General features: G+C 68.0%; 20 protein-coding genes. 3 read left to right on the forward strand and 17 right to left on the reverse strand.

Annotated features, from left to right (window positions below; translation table 11 throughout):
* Window positions 1-11 precede the first annotated feature (11 nt).
* The 8 genes from BUF17_RS21400 to BUF17_RS21435 form a co-directional block, all read right to left on the reverse strand.
* On the reverse strand, window positions 12-431 hold the full coding sequence (locus BUF17_RS21400; protein ID WP_073632617.1) for a carboxymuconolactone decarboxylase family protein: 420 nt from the start codon (window positions 429-431) through the stop codon (window positions 12-14).
* 131 nt (window positions 432-562) lie between these two features.
* Window positions 563-2,074 (reverse strand): sugar ABC transporter ATP-binding protein, encoded by a 1,512-nt coding sequence (locus BUF17_RS21405; RefSeq protein WP_073632619.1) that lies wholly within the window; start codon window positions 2,072-2,074, stop codon window positions 563-565.
* A complete protein-coding gene (locus BUF17_RS21410) occupies window positions 2,071-3,147 on the reverse strand; it encodes an SMP-30/gluconolactonase/LRE family protein (RefSeq protein ID WP_073632621.1) in 1,077 nt (358 codons plus the stop codon). Before BUF17_RS21410 ends, BUF17_RS21405 begins: the two co-directional genes overlap by 4 nt.
* Window positions 3,147-5,270 (reverse strand): ABC transporter permease, encoded by a 2,124-nt coding sequence (locus BUF17_RS21415; protein ID WP_073632623.1) that lies wholly within the window; start codon window positions 5,268-5,270, stop codon window positions 3,147-3,149. Before BUF17_RS21415 ends, BUF17_RS21410 begins: the two co-directional genes overlap by 1 nt.
* 96 nt (window positions 5,271-5,366) lie before the next feature.
* Entirely contained in the window at window positions 5,367-6,443 is a 1,077-nt protein-coding gene (locus BUF17_RS21420; RefSeq protein WP_084565081.1) for a sugar ABC transporter substrate-binding protein, read from the reverse strand.
* Between the two features lie 101 nt (window positions 6,444-6,544).
* On the reverse strand, window positions 6,545-7,540 hold the full coding sequence (locus BUF17_RS21425; protein WP_073632626.1) for an ABC transporter permease: 996 nt from the start codon (window positions 7,538-7,540) through the stop codon (window positions 6,545-6,547).
* 192 nt (window positions 7,541-7,732) lie between these two features.
* The gene (locus BUF17_RS21430) at window positions 7,733-8,674 is read right to left on the reverse strand and encodes a LysR family transcriptional regulator (protein WP_073632628.1); all 942 of its coding nucleotides are present in this window, start codon (window positions 8,672-8,674) and stop codon (window positions 7,733-7,735) included.
* Between the two features lie 346 nt (window positions 8,675-9,020).
* Window positions 9,021-9,950, reverse strand: a complete 930-nt coding sequence (locus BUF17_RS21435) for a LysR family transcriptional regulator (RefSeq protein ID WP_073632630.1) — start codon at window positions 9,948-9,950, stop codon at window positions 9,021-9,023.
* A 155-nt stretch (window positions 9,951-10,105) separates the two neighbouring features.
* Here BUF17_RS21435 and BUF17_RS21440 point away from each other — a divergent pair, with 155 nt between their 5' ends.
* Complete coding sequence (locus BUF17_RS21440; RefSeq protein WP_073632632.1) at window positions 10,106-11,656, forward strand: MFS transporter; 1,551 nt, start codon at window positions 10,106-10,108, stop codon at window positions 11,654-11,656.
* Window positions 11,657-11,697: 41 nt separating this feature from the next.
* On the opposite strand, the gene BUF17_RS21445 is transcribed toward BUF17_RS21440, so the two are convergent.
* From BUF17_RS21445 to BUF17_RS21475, 7 genes are all read right to left on the reverse strand, one after another.
* Window positions 11,698-12,525, reverse strand: a complete 828-nt coding sequence (locus tag BUF17_RS21445) for an SDR family NAD(P)-dependent oxidoreductase (RefSeq protein ID WP_244530984.1) — start codon at window positions 12,523-12,525, stop codon at window positions 11,698-11,700.
* Complete coding sequence (locus BUF17_RS21450) at window positions 12,522-13,370, reverse strand: fumarylacetoacetate hydrolase family protein (RefSeq protein ID WP_073632634.1); 849 nt, start codon at window positions 13,368-13,370, stop codon at window positions 12,522-12,524. Before BUF17_RS21450 ends, BUF17_RS21445 begins: the two co-directional genes overlap by 4 nt.
* 21 nt (window positions 13,371-13,391) lie before the next feature.
* Window positions 13,392-14,180, reverse strand: coding sequence for an AttM family quorum-quenching N-acyl homoserine lactonase (gene attM, locus BUF17_RS21455; protein WP_073632636.1), 789 nt, complete (start codon window positions 14,178-14,180; stop codon window positions 13,392-13,394).
* Window positions 14,181-14,245: 65 nt separating this feature from the next.
* Window positions 14,246-14,671: a cupin domain-containing protein gene (locus BUF17_RS21460; protein WP_073632638.1), complete on the reverse strand. Its 426-nt coding sequence runs from the start codon at window positions 14,669-14,671 to the stop codon at window positions 14,246-14,248.
* A 38-nt stretch (window positions 14,672-14,709) separates the two neighbouring features.
* Window positions 14,710-15,699, reverse strand: a complete 990-nt coding sequence (locus BUF17_RS21465; RefSeq protein WP_244530985.1) for an ABC transporter permease — start codon at window positions 15,697-15,699, stop codon at window positions 14,710-14,712.
* Between the two features lie 20 nt (window positions 15,700-15,719).
* Complete coding sequence (locus BUF17_RS21470) at window positions 15,720-17,246, reverse strand: sugar ABC transporter ATP-binding protein (protein WP_073632640.1); 1,527 nt, start codon at window positions 17,244-17,246, stop codon at window positions 15,720-15,722.
* 12 nt (window positions 17,247-17,258) lie between these two features.
* Complete coding sequence (locus tag BUF17_RS21475; RefSeq protein WP_073632642.1) at window positions 17,259-18,521, reverse strand: sugar ABC transporter substrate-binding protein; 1,263 nt, start codon at window positions 18,519-18,521, stop codon at window positions 17,259-17,261.
* A gap of 278 nt (window positions 18,522-18,799) precedes the next feature.
* Between BUF17_RS21475 and BUF17_RS21480 the strand changes: the two genes are divergently transcribed.
* Window positions 18,800-19,576, forward strand: coding sequence for an SDR family NAD(P)-dependent oxidoreductase (locus BUF17_RS21480; RefSeq protein WP_073632644.1), 777 nt, complete (start codon window positions 18,800-18,802; stop codon window positions 19,574-19,576).
* Between the two features lie 94 nt (window positions 19,577-19,670).
* Window positions 19,671-20,399: an IclR family transcriptional regulator gene (locus BUF17_RS21485; RefSeq protein ID WP_073632646.1), complete on the forward strand. Its 729-nt coding sequence runs from the start codon at window positions 19,671-19,673 to the stop codon at window positions 20,397-20,399.
* 127 nt (window positions 20,400-20,526) lie between these two features.
* Here BUF17_RS21485 and BUF17_RS21490 read toward each other — a convergent pair whose 3' ends face one another.
* Window positions 20,527-20,976 carry a DoxX family protein gene (locus BUF17_RS21490; RefSeq protein WP_073632695.1) on the reverse strand — a complete coding sequence of 150 codons (450 nt, stop codon included), beginning with the start codon at window positions 20,974-20,976 and terminating at the stop codon, window positions 20,527-20,529.
* A 65-nt stretch (window positions 20,977-21,041) separates the two neighbouring features.
* Complete coding sequence (locus tag BUF17_RS21495) at window positions 21,042-21,794, reverse strand: HvfC/BufC N-terminal domain-containing protein (protein WP_073632648.1); 753 nt, start codon at window positions 21,792-21,794, stop codon at window positions 21,042-21,044.
* Between the last annotated feature and the right edge of the window lie 42 nt (window positions 21,795-21,836).

Raw genomic sequence — 21,836 nt, forward strand, 5'->3', positions numbered from 1 at the left:
TTCTTGGCTCGTCACGATGCCCCGGTGCTGGCGTCGAATGCGGGATCGACGGGAATCTGCAGCGCCGTCACCAGCCCGTTGGTCTGGAAGGCCATGCCGACGACGGCGAGGAACTCCGCATATTGGTCTTCGGTCATTCCTTTGGCGCGGGCGGCGGCGGTGTGGGAATGGACGCAGTAGGAGCAGCCATTGGCGGTGGAAACCGCGACATAGATCAGCTCCTTGGTCAGAGGATCGAGGCTGCCGGGCGCCACCATCACCGCCTTCAGGCGGTTCCATGTCGCAGCGAGCAACTCAGGCTGGCCGGCGAGGCCGCGCCAGAAATTGTTGACGAAATCCGATTTGCGGGTCGCGCGGATGTCGTCGAACACGGCCTTCACGCGCGGATCGGCTTCGGCTTCCGCGTCGTTCCAGAGCTTCACGGTGGTCATGGCGGGCTATCCTTCGGTTAGAGCGCTTTCCGATCTGACGGACTCATCAGATCGACTAGAAATCGCTCTCGATTCAAGAGCTTGAGCCTATCCTTGTCGTTCAGATCGGTTCGATCTGAACGGGATATGCTCTAGTGCACGGCAGCGTAGAGAATGCGTTCCTCGCTGGCCTCGAAGGGTGAGAACTCCTCCACCATGCGGCCCTGCCGGTAGACCAGGATACGGTCGGAAAGAGTCAGGATTTCAGGCAGATAGGAGGAGATGACAATCACCGCCAGCCCGTCGTCCGCGAGCTGGTTGATGAGGCGGTGGATCTCGGCGATCGCGACCACGTCCACGCCTCGCGTCGGCTCGTCGAAGATGACGAGGCGCGGCTTCTGCACCAGCGTCTTGCCGATGACGACCTTTTGCTGGTTGCCGCCGGAAAGCTCGATCACGCGGGCGTCGTCGCTGATGGAGCGGATCGCCAGCCTGTCGCGCCAGCCGGCGGCCAGTTCGCTCATCTCGGCACGGCTGACCAGCAGCGGGCTTCTCGCCTGCCCGCCGGCCAGAAAGCCGGCATAGAGATTTTCCGCCACCGACATGGTCTCGAAGAAGCCCTCGGTCTTGCGGTCCTCGGTGACATAGACGATGCCGTCCAGCATGGCGGGGCGAGGCGTGTTGTAGCGCACCGGCCGACCATCGAGGGTAATGGTGCCGCCGAGGCGAAAATCGCGCTTCATGACGCCGGCGATGATCTTGGCGGTCTCCGTGCGTCCGGAACCCACGAGACCGAACAGACCGGTCACCTGACCCGAAAAGACCGAGAAAGCGGTGTTCTTGACCATGGCGCCCATGGACACGTCTTCAACGGTCAGAATGCGCGCACCGGCCGGCCGTGGCGCCCGTCGCGGACCGCCTTCCACATCGGTGGTGCGCCCGACCATGGCCCGGACGATGCTTTCGCGGGTGAAGCCCGCCGCCGGCCCCTCCGCCGTCACCGCGCCATCGCGCATCACGGTGATGCGGTCGGCCAGCATCAACGCTTCCTCAAGGGCGTGGGAGATGAACACGATCGCCACCCCGCGTGCCTTCAGCCGGCGAACGAGGGCGAAGAAATGGCGCTTTTCCTCCGGCGTCAGGGTCGCGGTGGGCTCGTCGAAGATGATGATGCGGGCGTTGAGCCGCACCGCGCGGGCAATTTCCACCATCTGCCGTCTGGCTGCGCCGAGGCTGGAGACGAGCGCGCCCGGATCGACCGTGAAATTCAGCGATTGCAGGAACTGTTGAGCGGCGATGGCCACTCCGCGCAGGCGGTTGAACGGCTTCTCGTCGCCGAGGAACAGGTTCTGCGCCACCGTCATGGACGGCACGAGGCTGGTCTCCTGAAAGACCATGGCGATGCCGTTGCGCAGCGCATCGGCCGGTCCGGACCATGCGACGGGCGCACCCTCGAAGTGGATCTCGCCCGCGGAGGGGGCGACCGCCCCGGCGATCATCTTCACCAGGGTCGACTTGCCGGCACCGTTCTCGCCCAGCAATGCGTGAATCTCGCCGGCGGCAAGGCGGAAATCCACCGCCGCCACCGCCACGTTGCCACGATAGGCCTTCGCAAGGCCGCGGGTTTCCAGAAGCGGAGGTGAGCTCTGTGCGGGCGTGCTCACGGGTGGTCCTCCGGTTCCAGCACCACGACCGCGTCACCGCCCCGGCTGGCTGCAATGGCCTGGCTGCCGTGGACCGCGACATCGACGATGCCGTGGCGGCGGCCGTCGGCGCGACTGTGCCAGCTCCTGAGCGGGCGGAAGGTGGCATCGAGTTCCACCACCAGCCCGCAGGAGCGGCTGGGTGCCCACGGCTTGAACACGCCCATGGTGCGGACGCCGCCGCATTGCAGCGGCTCCAGAAAACTCGCGGGTGGATCGAGTGCGGGCGCGATCCACAGCGGGCGGGGGACTTCCGCCATCATGGCGCGGCGATAGCCGTGTTCCTGAAGCACCAGTTCCACCAGGCGGTTGCGCGGGGCGAACAGCGCCATCAAGGCGCCGCCAGAAGCGATGGACACGAGGCGTCCGGGATAGGCAGGCAGCTTTTCCAGAACCGGAGCCGGCGCACGGCCGGCTGCGACGCGCACGAGCCGGTGACGCCAGCTTTCCGCCACGATGGCCCCGCCATCAGCCAGCGGCAGGACCCCGGCCGGCCACGCCAGTCCGCCGGCCAGACACTGCGCCTCGCCGCTGGCGGGATCGAGCCGCCACAGGCTGCCGGCGGCGCCGTGCTCCATCAGGTCGGCGACCCAATCGGACGGCGCCTTGCCGGGCGCGCCCTGAGTGACGAGAAGGTGGCCGCTGCCATCCGGAACCTCGGCAAGCGCCGTGGGGCAGGTGAGGCGGTCCGGCCCGATTCCGGCCAGTGTGCGCCCGTCGTGCCGTCCGCCGCAGAATGCAATGGTGCCGTCTTCCAGAGCAGCCGCGAAGCCACCGTCTGCGAGGCCTGCAAGCGCGCTGACCGGCCGGGCGAACCCGAACACAGGGACATCATCGCCCGGTCCGATCTCGCGCACCTCGTTGCCCGTCGCCACAAGCAGCCGGCCGTCGGCGACGGCCAGCGCCGCCGGGCGCGGTACGGCGGCCACAACGGGGGCGGTCTCCAGCGCGGTGTTTGGCCGAAGTCCGCCGTCGAGCGGAGGAATGGTGATGGCCCGGCCGCGAAGGGGATCGAGAAAGCGGTCCCACCACATCAGCGCGTTCCTCCCCAGTACGAGTTCCAGCCCGTCCAGTCGGGATCGGCACCGGGAATGCGATAGCGCCCGATGCGGTTGTTGAGGATGCCGCCGATATAGAGCCAGCCCTTGTGCTCGCGCATCGAGGTGACCATCGGATGGCTTTCGCCGGTCAGGTCGCCCAGCGTGTCGGCGATGGCGCCGGTCTCGTCGAATTTGACCACACCGCCGGTGTTGATGTTGGGAAACAGCCACTCGTCCTTGGGCAGGCGGCGCGTCATGCGCTTGCGGAAGGCGGGATAGCGCAGCGCCAGGTCGAAGCTCGGGGTGCGCATGCCCAGCCAGGCCATCCAGTAGCGGCCATCGGAGGCGCGATTGATGTTGTCGGGGTAGCCCGGCATGTCACGGATGACGCATTCCAGCCGGCCGGCCTTCGGCCCTTCCAGCCAGTAGCGATGGATGCGGCAGGCCCACGATTCCGCGATGAAGATGGATTTCGCATCGTGGGCGAGGCAGACGCCGTTGGCATAGCGCAGACCCTCCAGCACGGTGCGGGTGCGCCCGGTCTTCGGGTCATAGACCAGAAGGCGCCCGGTCGGCCGGCTCTCGATGGAATCGAGCGCCCAGTCATGGGCATCGTAGCGCGTGGTGGAATCGGTGAACCAAACACGCCCGTCGGGGCCGATATCGCAGTCGTTCGGGTCGCGCAGGCGGGCGTCGTCGGTGACGGAGGTCAGCGATCGGCGGGTTTCGGTGGAAAGCGCCCGCACCGTGCGGTCGGGAGCGATGGAATAGAGCCCCATGGCGCCCACGCAGGTCACGATGCTGCCGTCGCGGTCGAGCGCCAGCCCGAGCGGGAACCCGCCGATGTGGGCGAATACCTCCTGCCGCGAATAGTCCGGGGCGAGCCAGCGCACGATTTCGCCGTGGCGTGTGCCGGCATAGAGGTTGTCGTCGCGGTCGAGGATGACGTCCTCCGGCCCTTCCACCTCGCCGAGTGCGATCGGAGCGGCGGCGGACAGGCGGTTGTCCAAGGCGTAAGGCGAGCTGGAGCCGGGGGTGGCCGGCGGCGTTTCGCCCATGAGGTGGAACACCGGCGAAACGTAGACTTCCGCCAGCACCTTGTGGCGATTTCTCAGCCAGCGGATGTCGAGCAGCACCGCCACAGCCAGCAGCGCGCCGAGCACCATTTGGTTATAGCCGGTACCGAAGCCGAGGCGGATGAGGCCGTTGACGAGGATCAGCACCACCACGGCGCCCATCAGCCCCTTGGCGACCGAGCCGCGCCCGCCGCCGAGCGCCACGCCGCCCACCACCGCCGCCGTCACCGCCATCAGTTCCAGCCCCGCCCCAGTGCCGGGCCCCGTGCCGGAGAGGCGGGCGGCGAACAGAAAGCCCGCCACGCCGCAGGCGAAACCGGAGAACACGTAGGTAAGAAACACCGTGCGCCTGACCGCGATGCCGGCATTGTAGGCCGCGCGGCGCGAACCGCCGACCGCCGCCACATGCCAGCCGGCCCGCGAGCGTGACAGTGCGACATGGGCGAGAACCGCGAACAGCGTTGCGGCGATTACGCTGACCGGCACGCCGTGAAAGGCGCCGGTGCCGATCCAGTCGAAGTTGTCGTTCATCACCGTCGAGCGCTGGAATGCCTTGCCCCAGGCGATGATGAGGATGTCGTAGAGCGAGCGGCCGATGATGAGCGTGACGAGCGTGGTGAGAAAGGCGCGCAGGCGCAGGTAGCCGACGAGAAAGCCGTTCAGGGCCCCGAACGCCGCCCCCGTAGCGACCGCCGCCGCGAACGCCAGCCACGCCGGTCCCTCGCCCACATAGATGACCCAGATCGCGGAGAACACCGCCAGCGCATAGATGGAGCCGACCGAAAGGTCGATGCCGCCGCCGAGCATGACAACCGTCAGCCCGACCACGACCACGAGGAACTCGCCGAGCTGGCGCAGGGTGTCGATCAGGCTCGCGGGCGTGAAGAAGCCGTCGATGGCCGTGCCGAAAATGGCGACCACCGCGCCCACGAACAGGAACGGCACCAGATTGTCGGCCCAGCGCTTGGTCAGCAGTTCGCCGACGAGATGGTCGGGAACGAGATTGTAGCGCAGGCGCTGCACCGCTTCGGTAAGGCGCATGGGGCGGGCTTTCACGGCATAGGGCTTAAGGAAAAAAAGGGTGAGAAGCCCACCGCCGCGGACGGAGGCGGGCTTCGCCTGAGCCGTTCGGCCGGCTTACTTGGCGGCCTGGGTTTCTTTCAGGCTCCAGCAGGTGCCGGGCTTCACGTCTGCCTTCGTGGCGGCGGTCTCCAGGGTGTAGATCCAGGTCTTCGACTGCCCCGGCTTCAGCCCGCTCTGCAGCAGGAACTTGATCAGGGCGGAAACATCGCGCGACTGGTTCTTCACTTCCGTCATGACCACGGCGCCGAAGGTGCCGTCTTCAAGCGCGGTGCAATCCGTCTCCTCGCCGCCACCGGTGGTGACGAGAAACACGTTGCCGGTCTTGCCGGCATCGCGGATGGCCGCGGCCGTGCCCTTGGCGGTGCTGTCCCAGAAATCGATGATGCCGCACACGTCCGGGTGCTGTTGCAGCAGCGTGGTGGCCACGTTGCGGGCGGTGGTGGCATCCCAGTTGGAATCCGGCTCGCCGACGATCTTGAAGTCAGGGTTGGCCTTCAGCACCTTGGCGATGCCGGCATACTGGTCGAGGCTGGATGCGTTGACCTGATCGCCCTGAATGAGGCCGATCTTCTTCGAGGAGTCGGGCCCGCAGCCCTTGATCACGGCTTCGGCCTCGAGCTCGCCCAGCCGCTCCCAGTCGGACCCGACGAAGGCATCGGTGGGATAGTTGGTGCGGTTGTCGACCTGAATGACGAAGATGCCGGCTTCCTGCGCGCGCTTGAACAGGCGGGTATAGGACTGCAGGTCCGGCGGCTGCACGATCAGCACGTCGGGCTTGTTGGACGAGGAGATGAGGTCGGTGATGGCCTGCGCGCCGGCGGCCACGTCCCAGTTGGGATCGCGGGTTTCGAACACGCCGCCGAAGCCCTTCACTTCGTTGCCGATATAATGCGCCCACCCTTGCGCAAGATCGAAGCCCATCGACATCGGCACCAGCACCACGCGCTTGCCTTCAAGCGCGGACTTGTAGGCCGCCGGTCCCGGATCGCCGGTTTCCTCGGCGGCGACCTGGCCCGCCAGCAGGCCGGCGGCGAGAAGGCCGCCTGCCAGCAGCGCGCCGGTCCGGCGCAGGGCTCGGTTGAGGCTGCCGCGCGTGGCGGTCGGGGTCTGCTGTGCGGGGATAAGGGTCATGGCGTCTCCGTTTCCTGATTGTTTGCGAGAAGGTTGGCGAGGGGCGTGCCACGCGGAGCGGGACGGGGAGGACCGTGCGGGCGGCCGGCGGAAATCGGGTTTCAGATATCGCCTTGCTGGCCCACCTGCTCGTCGCGCGGGTTGAGCTGGCCGTCGACGATGAGGGCGGCAAGCAGGATCAGGGCCTTGATGAGGTTTTGCCAGATGTGCGGCAGGTCGAGGATGATCATGCCGTTCAGCAGGATGCCGATGAACAGCGCCCCGACCACCACGTTGCGCACCCCTCCGCGGCCCCCGGAAAGGCCGATACCGCCGATCACCACCACGAGGATGACATCGTAGAGAAGGGTGGAATTGACGATGCGGGTGTTGATGGTCTGCAGGCCCGCCGCTGTGACGAGGCCCGCGAGCCAGCCGGCGAGGCTGGAGAGCACATATTGCAGCATCACCAGCGGGCGCACCGGCAGGCCGGTGATGCGCGCGGCTTCGGCATTGTCGCCGCTGTAGTAGATGTACCGGCCGGCGCGGGTGAAGCGCAGCAGCAGCAGCGCCAGCAGGGCGACGACGGCGAACGTCACCACCTCCGCCGGGAGGCCGGCCGGGCGCCACTGGCCGAACGCGAGGAGAAAGCCACCCTCCGCCGGTACCGGAATGGTATCTTGAGTGATGAGCTGGGAGCGTATCACGCCGAACACCATTGCCGCCGAGGCGATGGTGGCGAAAACCGCCGGAACGTTGCCGTAGGCGATCAGCAGGCCGTTGAACAGCCCGATCCCCACCACGGCCGCTCCCACGAGCACGGTCGCGGCCAGCGCGCCGGTGCCGTCTGTCATGAGCTGGAGCTGCCACGCGGTAGCCATCGCCATGACGGCGATCATCGAGAGGTCGATGCCGCGCCCGATGACGACGATACCCATGCCGACGGCCAGAATGCCGAGCACGGCGACCGAGCGGACGATGGCGACAAGGTTTCCCGGCGCCAGAAAGCCCGGCAGGATGAGCGCATAGAGAGCGAACAGCGCCACCGCGAACACCAGCACGATACGTTCCTGCGACAGTGCGGGAAGCGCGGCAACGCGGAACGGCTTGGCCACCATGGAGCGGGACCCTCGGTTTGAGGCGAATGGGGGCGCGGAACGGTGCGCGCGGACGAGCCCTCCGGCGCAGACACCTCACGAGCCTGAAAATCCAGCCTCATGATGGGTGAACGGATGGCCGCAGGTCCAATGCCGATTTGCGATCGAAATTCATGCCGATCGTGAATATGCCGGCTTCGGGATCCGGCGGCCTCAAGCGCCGACGCGGCGCATCAGCACCACTTTCTCACTGCCGGTTGCCGGTTCGGCGGCGTCCGCTATGTGCCGGCGCAACAGGTCGACGAACCGCAGGCCATAGGGCGGCAATCCCTCGCTGATGCGCCACATCGCGCAGATATCGAACGACAGCACCCGGCCGCCATAGCCGAGCGGGCGGGCGCGCAATCGCCCTGTGGCCGGCGGGGCCGCCGCCGGTACCACGGCGATGCCGCTGCCGGCCTCGGCCAATGCCAGCAGCGTATGCGGGGCGTTGCTCTCCAGCGCCACCTGCGGACTGACGCCCGCCAGCCGGCAGGCGGCGTCCAGCATCTCTCGCGACGCATGGCGGTGGTTCAGCAGAAGCAGGGGATGGCGAGCGATGTCGGCGATCTCGATCAGTCCGTCGCCGTCGCCGATTAGTTCCGGTGTGGCAACGGCGGTCAGAGAAAGCGTCCCCAGAGTGGTGGCCTCATAATGGTCTTCCAGAAAGCTGGCTGCGTTGATCGCGATCTGAATGGCGCCTTCGCCAAGGCGCGCGTTGAGGTCGGCGCCGCCGCCTTCCACGATCTGCACGGCGATCGAGGGGTTGTCTCGCTGCCAGCGAGCGAGAAAATCGGGCAGGAAGCGTTCGATGACCTGCGAGCAGGCCCCCACGCGCAAAAGCCCGCTTTCGCCCTTGCGCAGTTGTCCGGCGCTGGCCTGCAGGGTGCGGCTCGCCTGCAGCACGGCGTTCATGCGCGGCAGCAGTGCCGCGCCCTCCGCCGACAGCCGCATCCGCTTGCCCACCCGCTGGAACAGCGACACGCCCAGCATGTCCTCCAGCGCCTTGATCTGGCGCGACAGAGCCGATTGGGTGATATGCAGCTTCTCCGCTGCCAGCGTGACATTGCCAAGTTCCGCCGTGGTGACGAAGCCGGTAAGAAGCCGGATATCCATGGGCCTGCCTCATCCTTGCGTGGCGGGAAGGAAGCGGAGAGGGCGCGGCGCGCGCACGCCGGCCGGCTCGCCGATCACGTTACTATAAGTCTCCCGATGCCGACCGACAGATGCGGGGCAGAGAGCGGCGCGCGTTCGCGAAAAATATGTTTCCCCGGAATTGGCTCCGGCCGACATCGTCTTTGTCGGATCGCGAGCGAGCCCGGTCTGACAGGCTGCCGAAGAAGCTGCTCGCACCGCCAACGAACGGCGCGGCGATGGAGGCCGAACGGGGGGATTGTCTCGCGGGACCGGCGATCGAACGCGCGTCCGCGCACCGCGGAAAGCGCGGCGCGTGAAGGCCGGCTCAATCCGTCGGGGCGGCCGTCTCACCAGGCGTTTCGCAACGGGTAGAGAACAGGCGCTCCCCGATGAAGTCGACGAACACTCTGACCTTCGGCGAGAGGTTGCGGTTGGACGGCCAGATCAGGCTGAAATGGCCGGGAGCATCGATGCGGTCGTCGAGCAATGTGCGAAGCGCGCCTTTCGCGAGGGGATCGCGCGCCAGGAAATCCGGCATGCAGCCGATGCCGAGCCCGGCGATGGTGGCGCCGCGCAGCGCCTCCATATTGTTGCACGTCAACACCGTGCGCGTGCGCAGATCCGGTTCGCCGGCGGCAAGCGTGAGCGGCCAGTCCTGTATCTTGCCGCTGTTGGGATAGCGAAAGCGGATGCCGTGATGCCCGTCGAGGTCGCGCGGACATTCCGGCGTGCCGTGCCGTTCAAGGTAGGAGGGCGCGGCGCAGAGCAGCATCTGGAAGGGGCGCAGGGTCCGTGCCATCAGCCGCGAATCCGGAAGGTCGCCGCTGCGGATCGCGACATCGACGCCCTCGTCGATCAGATCGACGAGGCGGTCATTGAAGTCGAGATCGACATCGATTTCGGGATAACGCGTCATGAACTCCGGCAGGACCGGCAGGAGCAGGTGATAGCTCACGATCGGGGTGCTGACGCGCAGGCGCCCGCGCGGCGCGTCCGTCGTGCTGGCCAGCATGGCGCGGGCGTCGTCGAGATCATCGAGGATGCGCCGGCAGCGCTCGTGAAAGGCACGGCCCTCTTCGGTCAGCCGCAGACTGCGGGTGGAGCGCTGGAACAGGCGGATGCCGAGTTGCTGTTCGAGCTTGGTGACGGCCTTGCCGACCGCGGACGCGGAGAGGCCGAGCATGCGCCCGGCTGCGACGAAGCTGCCGAGATCGGCGGTCCGGACGAAGGCCATCAAGCCGCTGAGCGAGTCCATTCAAGCCCTCTCGACGCCGGGATATTCGAGCGTTCTGTTCCGATAAGACCGGAATAGGCGGCTCATTGGCAGATATTCCCTCCAGATTATCCTGTTTCCACAGAAAGGCGAGCGCGGGCTGAGGTAGCGGCGCCGCCGGAACAGGGCCTTGATTCATGACGCAAACCACCTCCCGGCCGCGTGCGGCCGAACAGGCGCTCGTGCTCCTGTCCGTCTGCCTCGCGGCTGCCGCGATGCCGCTGACCTTCACCGGGCCGGCAGTGGCGCTTCCCGCCATCGGCAAGGTGCTGGGCGGCAGTCCGATCGGGCTCAACTGGGTCACCAACGCTTTCATGCTGACATTCGGGTCGAGCCTGATGGCAATGGGGGGACTGGCGGATGCTTACGGCCGCAAGCGCGTCTTCCTCGCCGGCGTCGGTGCGTTCGCCCTGCTCTCGCTGGCATTGGCCCTTGCTCCCGACCTCCTCTGGCTCGATCTGGGGCGGGCGGCGCAGGGCGGCGCGGCGGCCGCCGCCTTTTCCAGTGGCATGGCGGCGCTCGCGCAGGAGTTCGAGGGCGCCGCGCGCACCCGTGCCTTCAGCATCGTCGGCACGAGTTTCGGCGTCGGCCTCGCCCTGGGGCCGATCGCGTCGGGGCTGATGATCGACGCTTTCGGCTGGCGCAGCATCTTTGCGCTCGTGGTCGGTCTGGCCGTGCTCGCCCTGGCATTGGGCGCTCGCTTCCTGCGCGAGACACGCGATCCCAACGCCGCCGGCCTCGACTGGCCGGGCGCGCTCAGCTTCACGCTGGCCCTGGCGCTCTTCACCTACGGCATCCTGCTGGCGCCCGAGCGCGGCTGGACCGACCGGACCGTGCTCGGCGTGCTGGCGGGCTCCGTCGTGCTCTTCATCGCCTTCGGCGTGATCGAGCGGCATGTCACGCGGCCGATGCTCGATCTCACCTTGTTCCGTTACCCCCGGTTCGTCGGGGTGCAACTGCTGGCGGCGGCGCCGGCCTATGCCTTCGTCGTGCTGCTGATCCTGCTGCCGGTGCGTTTCATCGGCGTCGAGGGGATGGGCGAGATTGCCGCCGGCCGATTGATGATCGCGCTTTCTGCGCCGCTGCTGGTCCTGCCGATCGCGGCCGGACTGCTGACGCGCCGTCTGGCACCGGCGGCGATCTGTGGTGCGGGCCTGCTGATCTGCGCCGCCGGCCTGTTCTGGCTGAGCCGCGTTCCGCTCGGGAGCGAGGCGATGGGCGTCGCCCTGCCCATGGCGTTGATCGGCATCGGCATCAGCCTGCCCTGGGGGCTGATGGACGGGCTTGCCGTCAGTGTCGTGCCCAAGGAGCGCGCCGGCATGGCGACCGGCATCTTCAGCACGACGCGGGTGGCCGGCGAAGGGGTGGCGCTCGCCGTGGTCAGCGCCGTGCTGTCCGCGCTCACGGCGAACCATCTCGCGGCCGGCGGCCCGGCGGCGCATGCAGGTCCGGCTGCCCAGCGGCTCGTCACCGGCGATATCGGGAGCGCGGCGGCTGCCTTGCCTCAGATGAGCCGCGCCGCGCTCGTCCAGAGCTATGGCGACGCCTTCGCGACCCTGCTCCTGATGCTCTGCGCCATCACGATCGTCACCGCTGTCGTCGTCTTCGCCTTCCTCGGGCGCAGGGCGGCACAGGAAACCGAGCCGGGGGCGGAGGCAGAAGAGCGCCTCTGCACATCGCAAGTCTGACTGGGTTCGCTTCCCGGCGGCACGTCGGGGCGGTGCGCACCTCAGCCGCCCCCGCCCGCCGTCGGCAGCAGCCCGCTTTCGACGGCGACTCGGCGGTAGGCGGCGCCGGCGGTGAAGCCGCCGTCGATGGTGAAGTCCTCGCCCGTGATGAAGGATGAGGCGTCCGAGGCGAGGAACAGCACAAGCTGCGCGACCTCGTCCGGCGTGCCGCTGCGCGCCATCGGCGTCAGCCCGATCATCGGCTGGAGGTGGCTGGCGTTGGCGTTCAGGCCGGTCACGATCAGGCCCGGGCAGACGCTGTTCACGCGGATGCCCCAGGTGACATATTCCATCGCCGCGCTGCGCGTCAGGCCGCGTACGCCCCACTTGCTTGCCGTGTAGGCCGGGTCGTAGTGCCCGGAAAAGGCGCTGTTGGAGGCGATGTTGACGATGCTGCCGCCGCCGCCCGCGCGCATCAGCGGCGCCGCCGACTGGATTCCGAGAAACGTGCCGGTGAGATTGATGCCGATCAGCCGGTTCCAGCCGTCGAGCGTGGTGTCGCTGGTCGATTTGCGGTTGATGATGCCGGCATTGTTGACGAGCACGTCGAGGCGGCCTTTCCAGCCGCGGGCCTCGTCGATGACCGCCGCCCAGTCTTCCGGGCTGGCGACGTCGAGATGCGCGAACCGCGCCTCGTGACCGTCTGCGGCGAGCGCATCGGCGAGGGCGGTTCCCTCGGAATCGAGCACGTCTGCGATCAGCACGGCGGCGCCGGCGCGGGCGAGCAGGCGGGCCTCCGCCTCGCCCTGGCCGCGGCTGCCGCCGGTGATGATGGCGAGGCGGCCGGAAAGATCGGTCATGGCGGCGGCGGTTGCGGGGGGCGCGATCACGGACGGGCCTCGATGGTGCGCTGGTTCTGGATGCCGAGCCCGTCGATGCCGAGGCGCATCGTCTGGCCGGGCCGGAGGAAGAGCGGCGGCTTGTGGCCGAGGCCGACGCCGGGCGGGGTGCCCGTGGCGATGATGTCGCCGGGCTGAAGCGTCATGAACCGCGAGATGTAGCTGACGAGGGTGGCCACGCCGAAGATCATGGTTCGCGTCGACCCGGTCTGGCGGCGGATGCCGTCGACATCGAGCCAGAGCGCGAGGTCCTGTGGATCGGCGATCTCGTCGCGGGTGACGAGCCACGGGCCGATCGGGCCGAAGGTGTCGTGGCTCTTGCCCTTGGTCCACTGCCCGCCGCGCTCGGACTGGAACGCCCGCTCGGAGACGTCGTTGATGAGGCAGTAGCCGGCGACATGGGCGAGCGCGTCGGCCTCGGCGACATATTTCGCCCGCGTGCCGATGACGACACCGAGCTCCACCTCCCAGTCCGTCTTCGCCGATCCCGCGGGAATCTCGACGTCGTCGAACGGGCCTGAGATGGCGCTCGTCGCCTTCATGAACAGGATCGGCTCCTCCGGCGGCGCCTTGCCGGTCTCGCGCGCGTGGTCGGCATAGTTGAGGCCGACGCATATGAACTTGCCGACCGCCCCGACGCAGGCGCCGATGCGCGGCTCGCCGGATACGACCGGCAGGCCCGACGGATCGACGGCGCGAAGCGCGGCGAGGCCAGCCTCGCCCAGCACCGCGCCGGCGATGTCGGGAACGATGCCGGACAGGTCGCGCAGGGTGCCGTCGTCATGGCGAAGGCCCGGCTTCTCGGCGCCGGGGGCGCCGTAGCGCAGCAGTTTCATCGCGTCGGTTCCTTCGCGGCTTCAGTAGAACTCGGGCGCCTTGCGCAGTGCCGCCCATTGCGGCCCGTCGTGACCGGCGACGACGAGGGCGTCCGTCTTCGCGGCGACCGCGCGCAGCTTGCGGACGGAGCGCACGGCATCGATCGCCGAATGCAGGGCGCCGGGCAGGGCGCGCTCCTCCCAGTGGTCCATGGTGTCGGCGGCATCGACGGCGAGCAGCACGTGCTGCCCCGCGGAGGTGCGCACCAGGATCGACTGATGGCCGCAGGTGTGGCCGGGCGAGCGGATCAGGATGATCGAGCCGTCGCCATAGAGGTCGTAGAAGTCGCCCCAGCTATCCTCGAGCAGCAGCCACGTCAGCGCCGGATTGTCGAAGTCCTTGCGGACATAGGCGAGAACGGCGAACCAGTCCGGCGCGAAGGCGTATTCGTATTCGGTGCGCTGCACGACGTGGGTCGCGTTCGGGAAGCGGCCCACCGCCCCGACATGGTCGAGGTGGAGATGCGACAGCACGACATAGCGCACGCTCTCGGGCGCGATGCCGGCGGCCTCGATCTGTGCGACGCAGCCCTGATCGGCGGTCATGACCGGCGTGAAGAACTCGGCGACCTTGCCCCAGTGGCCCATGGCGTCGGTGGCGCATTCGACCGGCGTTCCGCCGTCGATGACGACGTTGCCCTTCGGATGGGTGATCACGAAGAACGGGACGGGGATGTCGAGATCGGAATCCCCGCCCTGGTTCAGGTAGATGTCGTGATACTTGCACTTGAGAATGCCCGTATCGAACATGTAGAGGCGAACGTCGGTCATCTTTCCTCCCGCGTGTTTTCTTGGTCTCGGGCGGTCTTTTTGGGTCCCGCCCGGCTTTCTTGGTCTCAGGCGGGCGAATAGCCGACCAGGATCTCGTCGTCCACGTCCGGCAGGTTGACGACGATGTTGTCCGGCGTGCGGGCCGTGAGCCAGACGAGTTCCTCGGTCGTGCTCATGTTCACCTCGACATGCGGCATGAACGGCGGCACGAACACGAAGTCGCCTTCGGTCATGTCGATGAACTCGCCATAGTTCTCGCCGTAATAGATGCGGCCGTGGCCCTTGAGCACGTAGCCGCCGGTCTCGGCCGCGCCGTGATGATGCGGGAACGAGCGGTAGCCCGGCTCGTTGGAGACGCGGCCGAACCAGATCTTCGTGGCCGGCGTATGCTGCGGGCTGACGCCGGAGACGCGAACCGCGCCGCCCGACTGCCCGGTTCCCGTGTGCTCCTTGCCCGCGCGGGTGACGACGGGCACGACTTTCTCCGACATGATCTTGCTCCCTGTGGGACGGCGCCGCGCGCCGGCCTTCACTTGATGAAGAGATATTTCTTGCGGTCGATGGTGGAGGCGACCGCGAGGATGATGACGAGGCCCTTCACGACCTCCTGGGTGAAGCTCGACACCTCGGTCACGTCCATGCCGTTCGAGAGGATGGCGATGACGAGCACGCCGAGGATGGTGCGCTGGGGGCCGCCGATGCCGCCCGAGAGCGCGGTGCCGCCCATGACAATGGCCGCGATGGAATCGAGCAGCATGTTGGCGCCGGCGGCCGGCGTTCCTGCGCCGACCTGTGCGGTGAGCAGCACCCCGGCAAGCCCGCAGAGCCCGCCCGACAGCATGAAGGCGTAGACCTTGTAGCGGTTGACGGGCACGCCGGTGTTGGCTGCCACGACCTCGCCGCCGCCGATGGCGTAGAGATAGCGGCCGAGCACGGTCTTGAACGCGACGAAGCTCAGCACCGCGGCCGTCAGAAGCGCGATCAGGATGATGTTCGGCAGCCCGGGAACGAGTTCGGAGTTCACGAACTCGCTCAGGCTCTGGTCCATGAACATGATCGACGAGCCGCCGCAGATCATGTTGGCAATGCCGGACAGCACCGAGAGCATGCCGAGCGTGACGAGGAACGAGGGCACCTTGAGCGCGATCAGCGTGAGCCCGTTGACGAGGCCGACGGCGATGCCGATCCCGATGCCGGCGGCGATCGCGACAGCCGGCCCGAACGGGTCGATGGCGAGCGCGGTGACGATGCCGGCGAGCGTCACGATCGAGCCGACCGAAAGGTCGATGGAGCCGATCATGATCACCATCGTGCCGGCGAGGGCGACGAGCAGCAGCACCGACGACTGCCGGCCGATGTTCATGGCATTGTCGAAGGTCGCGAAATAGGGGTTCTGCACCGCGAAGAACACGATGAGCGCCAGGATCACCAGAAGCGGGTAGAGCGAGACCGCATGCCTCGCGAGGAAGGTTTGCATGGTGTTGGCGCCTGATGCCGTGTGGGGGACGGTTGAGGACATGCGAGGCTCCGGTTCGGCCTTCAGACCATGTTGGTGACGACGGCCGTTTCAGACGGCTTGCCGTCGGCCGGGGCGGGGACCTCGGCGGAGATCGCGCCGCCGCGGAACGTGACGATCCGGTTCGAGAGGCCGATGATCTCGGGCAGGTTGTCGGAGATCAGCACGATGGCGACGCCCTCCCGGGCGAGACTGCGCAGGAGGGTGTAGATCTCCTCCTTCGCGCCGACATCGAGGCCGCGGCCGGGATCGTCGAGCACGAAGACGCGGACGCCGCGCGCCAGCCACTTCGCGAACACCACCTTCTGGGCATTGCCGCCGGAGAGATTGCGGATCTGCTGGCCTCGTCCGGCGGTCTTGATGCGCAGGCGCCCGATCCAGCGGTCGGTCGTCTCCGCCTGCCGGCGCGCCGAGAGCATGGGCAACCGCGGCAGGCGAAAGGTCCTGATGCTCGGCAGCACGAGGTTCGACTGCACGGAGTGCATGCCGATCACGCCGGCGAGGTTGCGCTCGGCCGGCACGGAGCCGATATCGGCCGCGAGCGCCGCCGCGCGCGAGCCCGGCGCGAGCGGCCGGCCGTGGACGCGGATGTCGCCGCGGCTCGGCCTGAGCGCGCCGGTGATGACGTGGCCGAGCGTCGTCTTGCCCGAGCCGAGCACGCCGGCGACGCCGACGATCTCGCCCGCCCGCACCGAGAGCGAGACGGAACGAAGCTGCCCGGGCACCTCGATGCCGGCGAGTTCGAGCACCACGTCGCCGGGCGTGTCGCGCTGCTCGTGCTCCTTGTAGTAGCCGGCCGAGCGCGGCCGCCCGACGATGGCCTCGTGCAGCAGGTCGGCGGTGGCCTCGCCGATCGACCAATGGCCGCTGACGCGGCCGTCCTTGAGCGTCGTGACCGCATCGCAGACGGCGAACACGTCCGCGAGGCGGTGCGAGACGAGAACGATCGACGCCTTGCCGCGCCAGCGGCGGATCGAATCGAACAGGATCTCCGTCTCGCGATCGGAGAGCGCGCTGGTCGGCTCGTCGAGAAGCACGATCGGCTCGACCGGGTAGAGATGCCCGAGGGCGAAGGCCTTCGCGATCTCGACGAGCTGGCGCTCGCCGAAGGTCAGCGTGCCGGTCACCGCCTGCGGGTCGATGGCGATGCCGAGTTCGTCGAGCACGCGGCGTGCGAACCGCCGCATCGCGCCCGCGCCGAGAACGCCCGCGCGGGTGAACTGGCGCTCGCGGCCGAGCAGCATGTTCTCGTAGACGCGGAGATTGGCAACCAGCCCCTGTTCCTGGAACACGGTCGCGATGCCCGCGCGCGCCGCCTCCGCGGGGCTGCCGAGATGGACCGCGCGGCCATTGACGAGCAACTGCCCGTCCGTGGGTCGCGCGGTGCCGTTGATGACGGAAATCAGCGTCGACTTGCCGGCGCCGTTCTCCCCCACCAGCCCCAGCACGCCGTGACGGGGCAGAACGAGGTCGACGCCGTCGAGCGCCGTCACCGGGCCGTAGCGTTTGGTGACGGCTTTCAGTTCAAGGGCAGGGGGAGAGATGGTCATCGCCGGGACGCGTCAGGCCTTGACCGGGCCGGTCTTGTAGTGCGCCGCATAGAGGGCGTCGACCTTGGAGAATTCGCCGCGTTCCGCCGCGCCCTTGTAGATCGGGTTGAGGCGGTCCTTGCCGTCGGGGAAGGGGCCCCAATAGATGTCGGGGTCTATCGCGGTGATCTTGTTCTGGGGATCCCAGGTCTCCGGATTGAGCGCGCGGCTCATCAGCGCCCAGTCGAACGGCTTCGAGCCCTTGCCGTAGATCGCTTCCTCGATCTTCGCCGCGTTCTCTGCCGTTGCCAGCGCCGAGCCGGTGAAGAGCAGCCGCTCGCCCAGCGTCGGCTTCCAGCCGTTCAGCGCATCGAAGGCGAGCACGGTGGTGAAGCCGGCGCCGTAGGGCGGCAGCGAGGTGTGGGTCGCCACCATCTGGCCGCCCTTGGCGACCTCCTTCAGGCCTTCCGGCAGGCCGTCGACGCCCGACACCTTCACGTTGGTCAGCTTGCGCTCGCGCAGCACGCTGAGCACGCCGAGCGCCATGTTGTCGTTCTGGGCGAACACGGCCTTCATGTCCGGGTGGGCGGTGACCATCGACAGCATGACCTTGCGGGCCTGCTCGCGGTCCCAGTTGGCGCGCAGGCCGCCGACGATCTGGATGCCTGGATATTCCTTGGCCGCCTGCATCAGGCCGAGCGTGCGGTAGGTGTCGGTCGGCGTCGCCATGCCGGCGATGTGGACGACCTTGCCCTCGCCGCCGATGCTTTCGAACAGGGCCTTGGCGACCTCGTAGGCGCCCTCGATCGAGTTCGGCGTCACGAACGAGACGTAGTAGTCGCCGACGTCCGGCGGGGTGAACCAGGCCGGCGATTCCCAGCTCGGCACATAGAAGATCTTGTTGTCCTCACAGAAGCGCGCGACCGTCGGCAGCGAGCCGGCCGGCTCGACGCAGCCGATCAGCATCCTGGCCTGGCTCGCCGGCAGGCTGCGCACCTGGGCGAGCTGCCGCGCCGTGTCGTTCTGATGGAACAGCTCCTGGGTTTCGAGCCCGAGCGCCTTGGCGGCCTCGTCGAAGGCGCGCGTCCACACCGCCCAGTAATCGTTGGCAGGCGTCGAGACCTGATTGGCGATCTTGCCGCGGACGATCTCCGCCGCCTCGGCCATGCGGGTGATCGCGGGCGTCATCGCCAGCGAGATGCCGGCGACGCCGGCCAGTTGCATGAACACGCGCCGGCTCAGGCCGGACGGCAGCGCGAGAGCCGTCGCAACGATGTTGCGTTCTTGATCGTCCATGGGTTTCCTCCCGTCATATTTCGACGAATTATTGTAATCCAATAAATTTGACGATTATCAATCTGTCAAGTGGGGGGTATGGGCGGCGGCTCAGCGCAGCCCTGTCGCCTCCCGGGCAGCTGGCGCACGCATCGCGGTCTCAGGCGGAAATTCACCGGATTCGTGTTGTTGTGGTGCAGCATTCCACCACAGGTCGCTCTGTCGTGCCCTTTGTGAACGGGCGCTTGACAATCCGATATTTCAATGAGTTCTCTCATTATGATAAATTGGAGGAAAATATGAAACAGCTTGACGGTCAGGTCGCGCTCATCACCGGCGCCGCTCATCCCGCGGGGATCGGATTTGCCATCGCGCGTGCCCTGCTCGCGGCCGGTGCGGCGGTGACGATCGTCGACCTCGGGCAGGACGCGTGCGAGGCGGCCGCCGACCGGCTTTCATCCGCGCTCGCCGGGGAGGGGACGGAACACGTCGCGCCGCTCGCGTTGGCCGCAGACGTGCGCGACCGCGACGCGCTGGAGCGGGTCGTGGCGGCGACGCTCGCCCGGTTCGGCCGGCTCGACATCCTCGTCAGCAATGCGGGCATCGCCCAGCCGCGCAAGGTGATGGACATCAGCGCCGACGACTGGTCGGCGACGCTCGACGTCAATCTGCGCGGGATGCTCAACCTCACCCAGGCCGCGCTGCCGCATCTCTCCGACGGAGGGCGGATCGTCGCCATCGCCTCGATCGCGGCGCAGCGCGGCGGCGGCCTGCTCGGTGGCCCGCATTATGCGGCTTCGAAGGGCGGCGTCCTCTCGCTGGCGAAGAGCATGGCGCGCGAGTTCGGCCCCCGCGGCATCCGCGTCAACTGCGTCAATCCCGGCGTGATCATCACCGGCATGAACGCCACCGCGTTCGACGAGGCGACCAAGCGGCGCCTGCTCGACCAGATTCCGCTCGGCCGCTTCGGCACGCCGAAGGACGTCGCCGATGTCTGCCTGTTCCTCGCGTCGCCGCAATCGGGGTACCTGACCGGTACCGCGATCGACATCAACGGCGGTATGCACATCCATTGACGGGGTGTCGCTTGACCATCGCCGCGCCGGGGCCCAACTCTTCAACGGTTCCGGCGCAGGGTCTTCTGATGGTTTGTCGAAGGAATAGCGGCTGATGGACAGCCTGAGCCGGATGATCGGGATCTTCGATCTCTTCGACGGGGACCGCACGGTCGTCACTGTCGAGGAGGTGGCGTCCGCGCTCGACTGCTCGGTCCCGACCGCCTACCGCTATCTGAAGACGCTGAGTTCGGCCGGTCTCATCGCGCCGGGCATCGAGGGCGGCTTCGGGCTCGGCGCCCGCATCATCCAGCTCGACCGGCAGATCCGCCTCAACGACCCTCTGCTGCACCGCGCCGGCGACGTGATGGACCGGCTGGTGCGCGAGGTGCACGGCAACCTCATGGTCTGCGCGTCCTACGGCAAGAACGTCGTCTGCATCGCGCAGGCCTGGCCCGACCGCACGGTGCTGACGAGCTACGACCGCGGACGGCCGATGCCGCTTTTGCGCGGCGCCGCCGGCAAGGCGATCCTCGCCCACCTGCCGGACCACCGCCTGCGCAGCCTGATGCTCGCCAATGCCGCCGAGATCGCCGCCGCCGGCCTCGGCCGCGACTGGGCGGAGTTCCGCAAGACGCTGAAGGCCATCCGCAAGCGCGGCTATTCCGTCAGCGTCGGCGAGGTGGACGAGCGCAACGCCGGCATCGCCGCGCCGATCCTGAGCCCGGAAAAGCGCGCCCTCGGGTGCCTCGTCCTCGTCGTGCCCCGCACGGAACTGAACGAGGCCACCATTCCCGAAATCGCCGCAAAACTCATCGCCGGCGCGCGCGACATCTCCGGCTGAAGCGCCTTCCGATCGTAACCCCATCCGATCGACAAAGATCACGCCCTCGACGATCCCTTGCGGACGCTGCCCGCCCCCCCGGCGGCGACGGTGCGCGGCACCCGGTGACGTGCCGGACGCCGCCCGTTCATCTCCCGGCAGGCCATCCGCGCAGGTGCCGGTAGCGGCGGGCGATAAGGGCGTCGATGGACAGGATGCCCGGTCCTCGGGCGATCACCATGAGGAAGCAGGTCGCCCACACGCCGTGGGTCGGCCAGGCATCGGGATAGACCAGCACTTCGATCACCAGCGTCATGCCCAGAAGCGCAGCGGCGGAAAGGCGGCTGGCGAGACCCAGAACCAGCAGAACCGGGAAGGCGTGCTCCGCAAAGGCCGCGAGATGGGCGGCGAGCCACGGATCGACCAGGGGCAGCCGATATTCCTCCCTGAACAAAGCGACCGCGCCATCGGTGACATGCCAGCCCTCCACCTTGGTCTGGCCGGATTGCCAGAACACGGCCGCCGGGAAGACGCGGGCGCACAAAGTGAGCAGCGACAGCGGGATCGCGTCGAGCCGGTCGCGCAGATGCAGCGCGATCGCGACGAGGCCGGGGTCGCGGGTGCGGGAGGACGACGCTTGGTGCGGGGTCGTCAGATCGGCGGTCACGGCAGGTCTCCTTCCGTGGGGTCGAGATGGATCGCCAGCCGCCCGCCGATCAGTTCGGCCAGCGCTGCGGTGAGGTCGAAATCCGGATCGTCGGCGCCGGCCGCCGCGGCGGCATCCGGGAGCGGATCGCCGCCGGCGAGGGCCAGGAGAAACGTCGCCGTGCTGGTCGGGAGGGGGCGGAGAACGACATCGAGGCCCGGCCGGTCGATCAGCACCGCCTGCGGTCTCCAACCGGTCACCTCCGCTTCCGCGCCGTTCGCCGCGGCGAGAATGTCCCACACCGGATGGGGCGAGCCGATCACGGTCACCGCCGGGTGCAGCCGGATGCGCAGCCGTTCGAGTGCCCCCGGCGGCAGCCCGGCGAAGGCTTCGCCTTGCAGCCGCGGCAGATCGGCGGCGTGATAGGCGCGGGTTCTGGCCGCCTCGATGCGGGCGATATCGGCCAGATAGGGCAATTCGGCCGCCGGCCCGAAGCTGGCGAGGAAGCCGGGCAGGGCGTCGCCGAACTGCGCCAGCAGCGGCGAGGCGGGTGGATGGCGGCGAATGAAATCGCGTGCGGTCGCGCGGAAGAACTCCTCTCCCACCAGGGCGCGCACCGCCGGGAAGCGGGTCTCCAGCGCGCGGATCAGGCCGACGGCGACATTGTTGCGATAAACGGCGAAGCGGCGTTCCGAGGGGCCAGCGAGACCGTCCGGCAGACGGCGGTCCGGCGCGGTCAGCCCGGCGGCGAACGTCGCGAGCCCGGTCATCGATCGCGCCCCATCATCGCTTGAGCCCGTCTGGGTCGAAGC

Source organism: Pseudoxanthobacter soli DSM 19599 (genome assembly GCF_900148505.1).
Classification (GTDB): domain Bacteria; phylum Pseudomonadota; class Alphaproteobacteria; order Rhizobiales; family Segnochrobactraceae; genus Pseudoxanthobacter; species Pseudoxanthobacter soli.

Bases quoted from the DNA above. Each gene is read 5' to 3' on its own strand.
- BUF17_RS21435 (WP_073632630.1), bottom strand. From the start codon at position 9,950: ATGGACTCGCTCAGCGGCTTGATGGCCTTCGTCCGGACCGCCGATCTC.
- BUF17_RS21460 (WP_073632638.1), bottom strand. From the start codon at position 14,671: ATGTCGGAGAAAGTCGTGCCCGTCGTCACCCGCGCGGGCAAGGAGCAC.
- BUF17_RS21415 (WP_073632623.1), bottom strand. From the start codon at position 5,270: ATGCGCCTTACCGAAGCGGTGCAGCGCCTGCGCTACAATCTCGTTCCC.
- BUF17_RS21450 (WP_073632634.1), bottom strand. From the start codon at position 13,370: ATGAAACTGCTGCGCTACGGCGCCCCCGGCGCCGAGAAGCCGGGCCTT.
- BUF17_RS21425 (WP_073632626.1), bottom strand. From the start codon at position 7,540: ATGGTGGCCAAGCCGTTCCGCGTTGCCGCGCTTCCCGCACTGTCGCAG.
- BUF17_RS21440 (WP_073632632.1), top strand. From the start codon at position 10,106: ATGACGCAAACCACCTCCCGGCCGCGTGCGGCCGAACAGGCGCTCGTG.
- BUF17_RS21400 (WP_073632617.1), bottom strand. From the start codon at position 431: ATGACCACCGTGAAGCTCTGGAACGACGCGGAAGCCGAAGCCGATCCG.
- BUF17_RS21485 (WP_073632646.1), top strand. From the start codon at position 19,671: ATGGACAGCCTGAGCCGGATGATCGGGATCTTCGATCTCTTCGACGGG.
- attM (WP_073632636.1), bottom strand. From the start codon at position 14,180: ATGACCGACGTTCGCCTCTACATGTTCGATACGGGCATTCTCAAGTGC.
- BUF17_RS21430 (WP_073632628.1), bottom strand. From the start codon at position 8,674: ATGGATATCCGGCTTCTTACCGGCTTCGTCACCACGGCGGAACTTGGC.
- BUF17_RS21420 (WP_084565081.1), bottom strand. From the start codon at position 6,443: ATGACCCTTATCCCCGCACAGCAGACCCCGACCGCCACGCGCGGCAGC.
- BUF17_RS21495 (WP_073632648.1), bottom strand. From the start codon at position 21,794: ATGACCGGGCTCGCGACGTTCGCCGCCGGGCTGACCGCGCCGGACCGC.
- BUF17_RS21465 (WP_244530985.1), bottom strand. From the start codon at position 15,699: ATGTCCTCAACCGTCCCCCACACGGCATCAGGCGCCAACACCATGCAA.
- BUF17_RS21475 (WP_073632642.1), bottom strand. From the start codon at position 18,521: ATGGACGATCAAGAACGCAACATCGTTGCGACGGCTCTCGCGCTGCCG.
- BUF17_RS21410 (WP_073632621.1), bottom strand. From the start codon at position 3,147: ATGTGGTGGGACCGCTTTCTCGATCCCCTTCGCGGCCGGGCCATCACC.
- BUF17_RS21470 (WP_073632640.1), bottom strand. From the start codon at position 17,246: ATGACCATCTCTCCCCCTGCCCTTGAACTGAAAGCCGTCACCAAACGC.
- BUF17_RS21480 (WP_073632644.1), top strand. From the start codon at position 18,800: ATGAAACAGCTTGACGGTCAGGTCGCGCTCATCACCGGCGCCGCTCAT.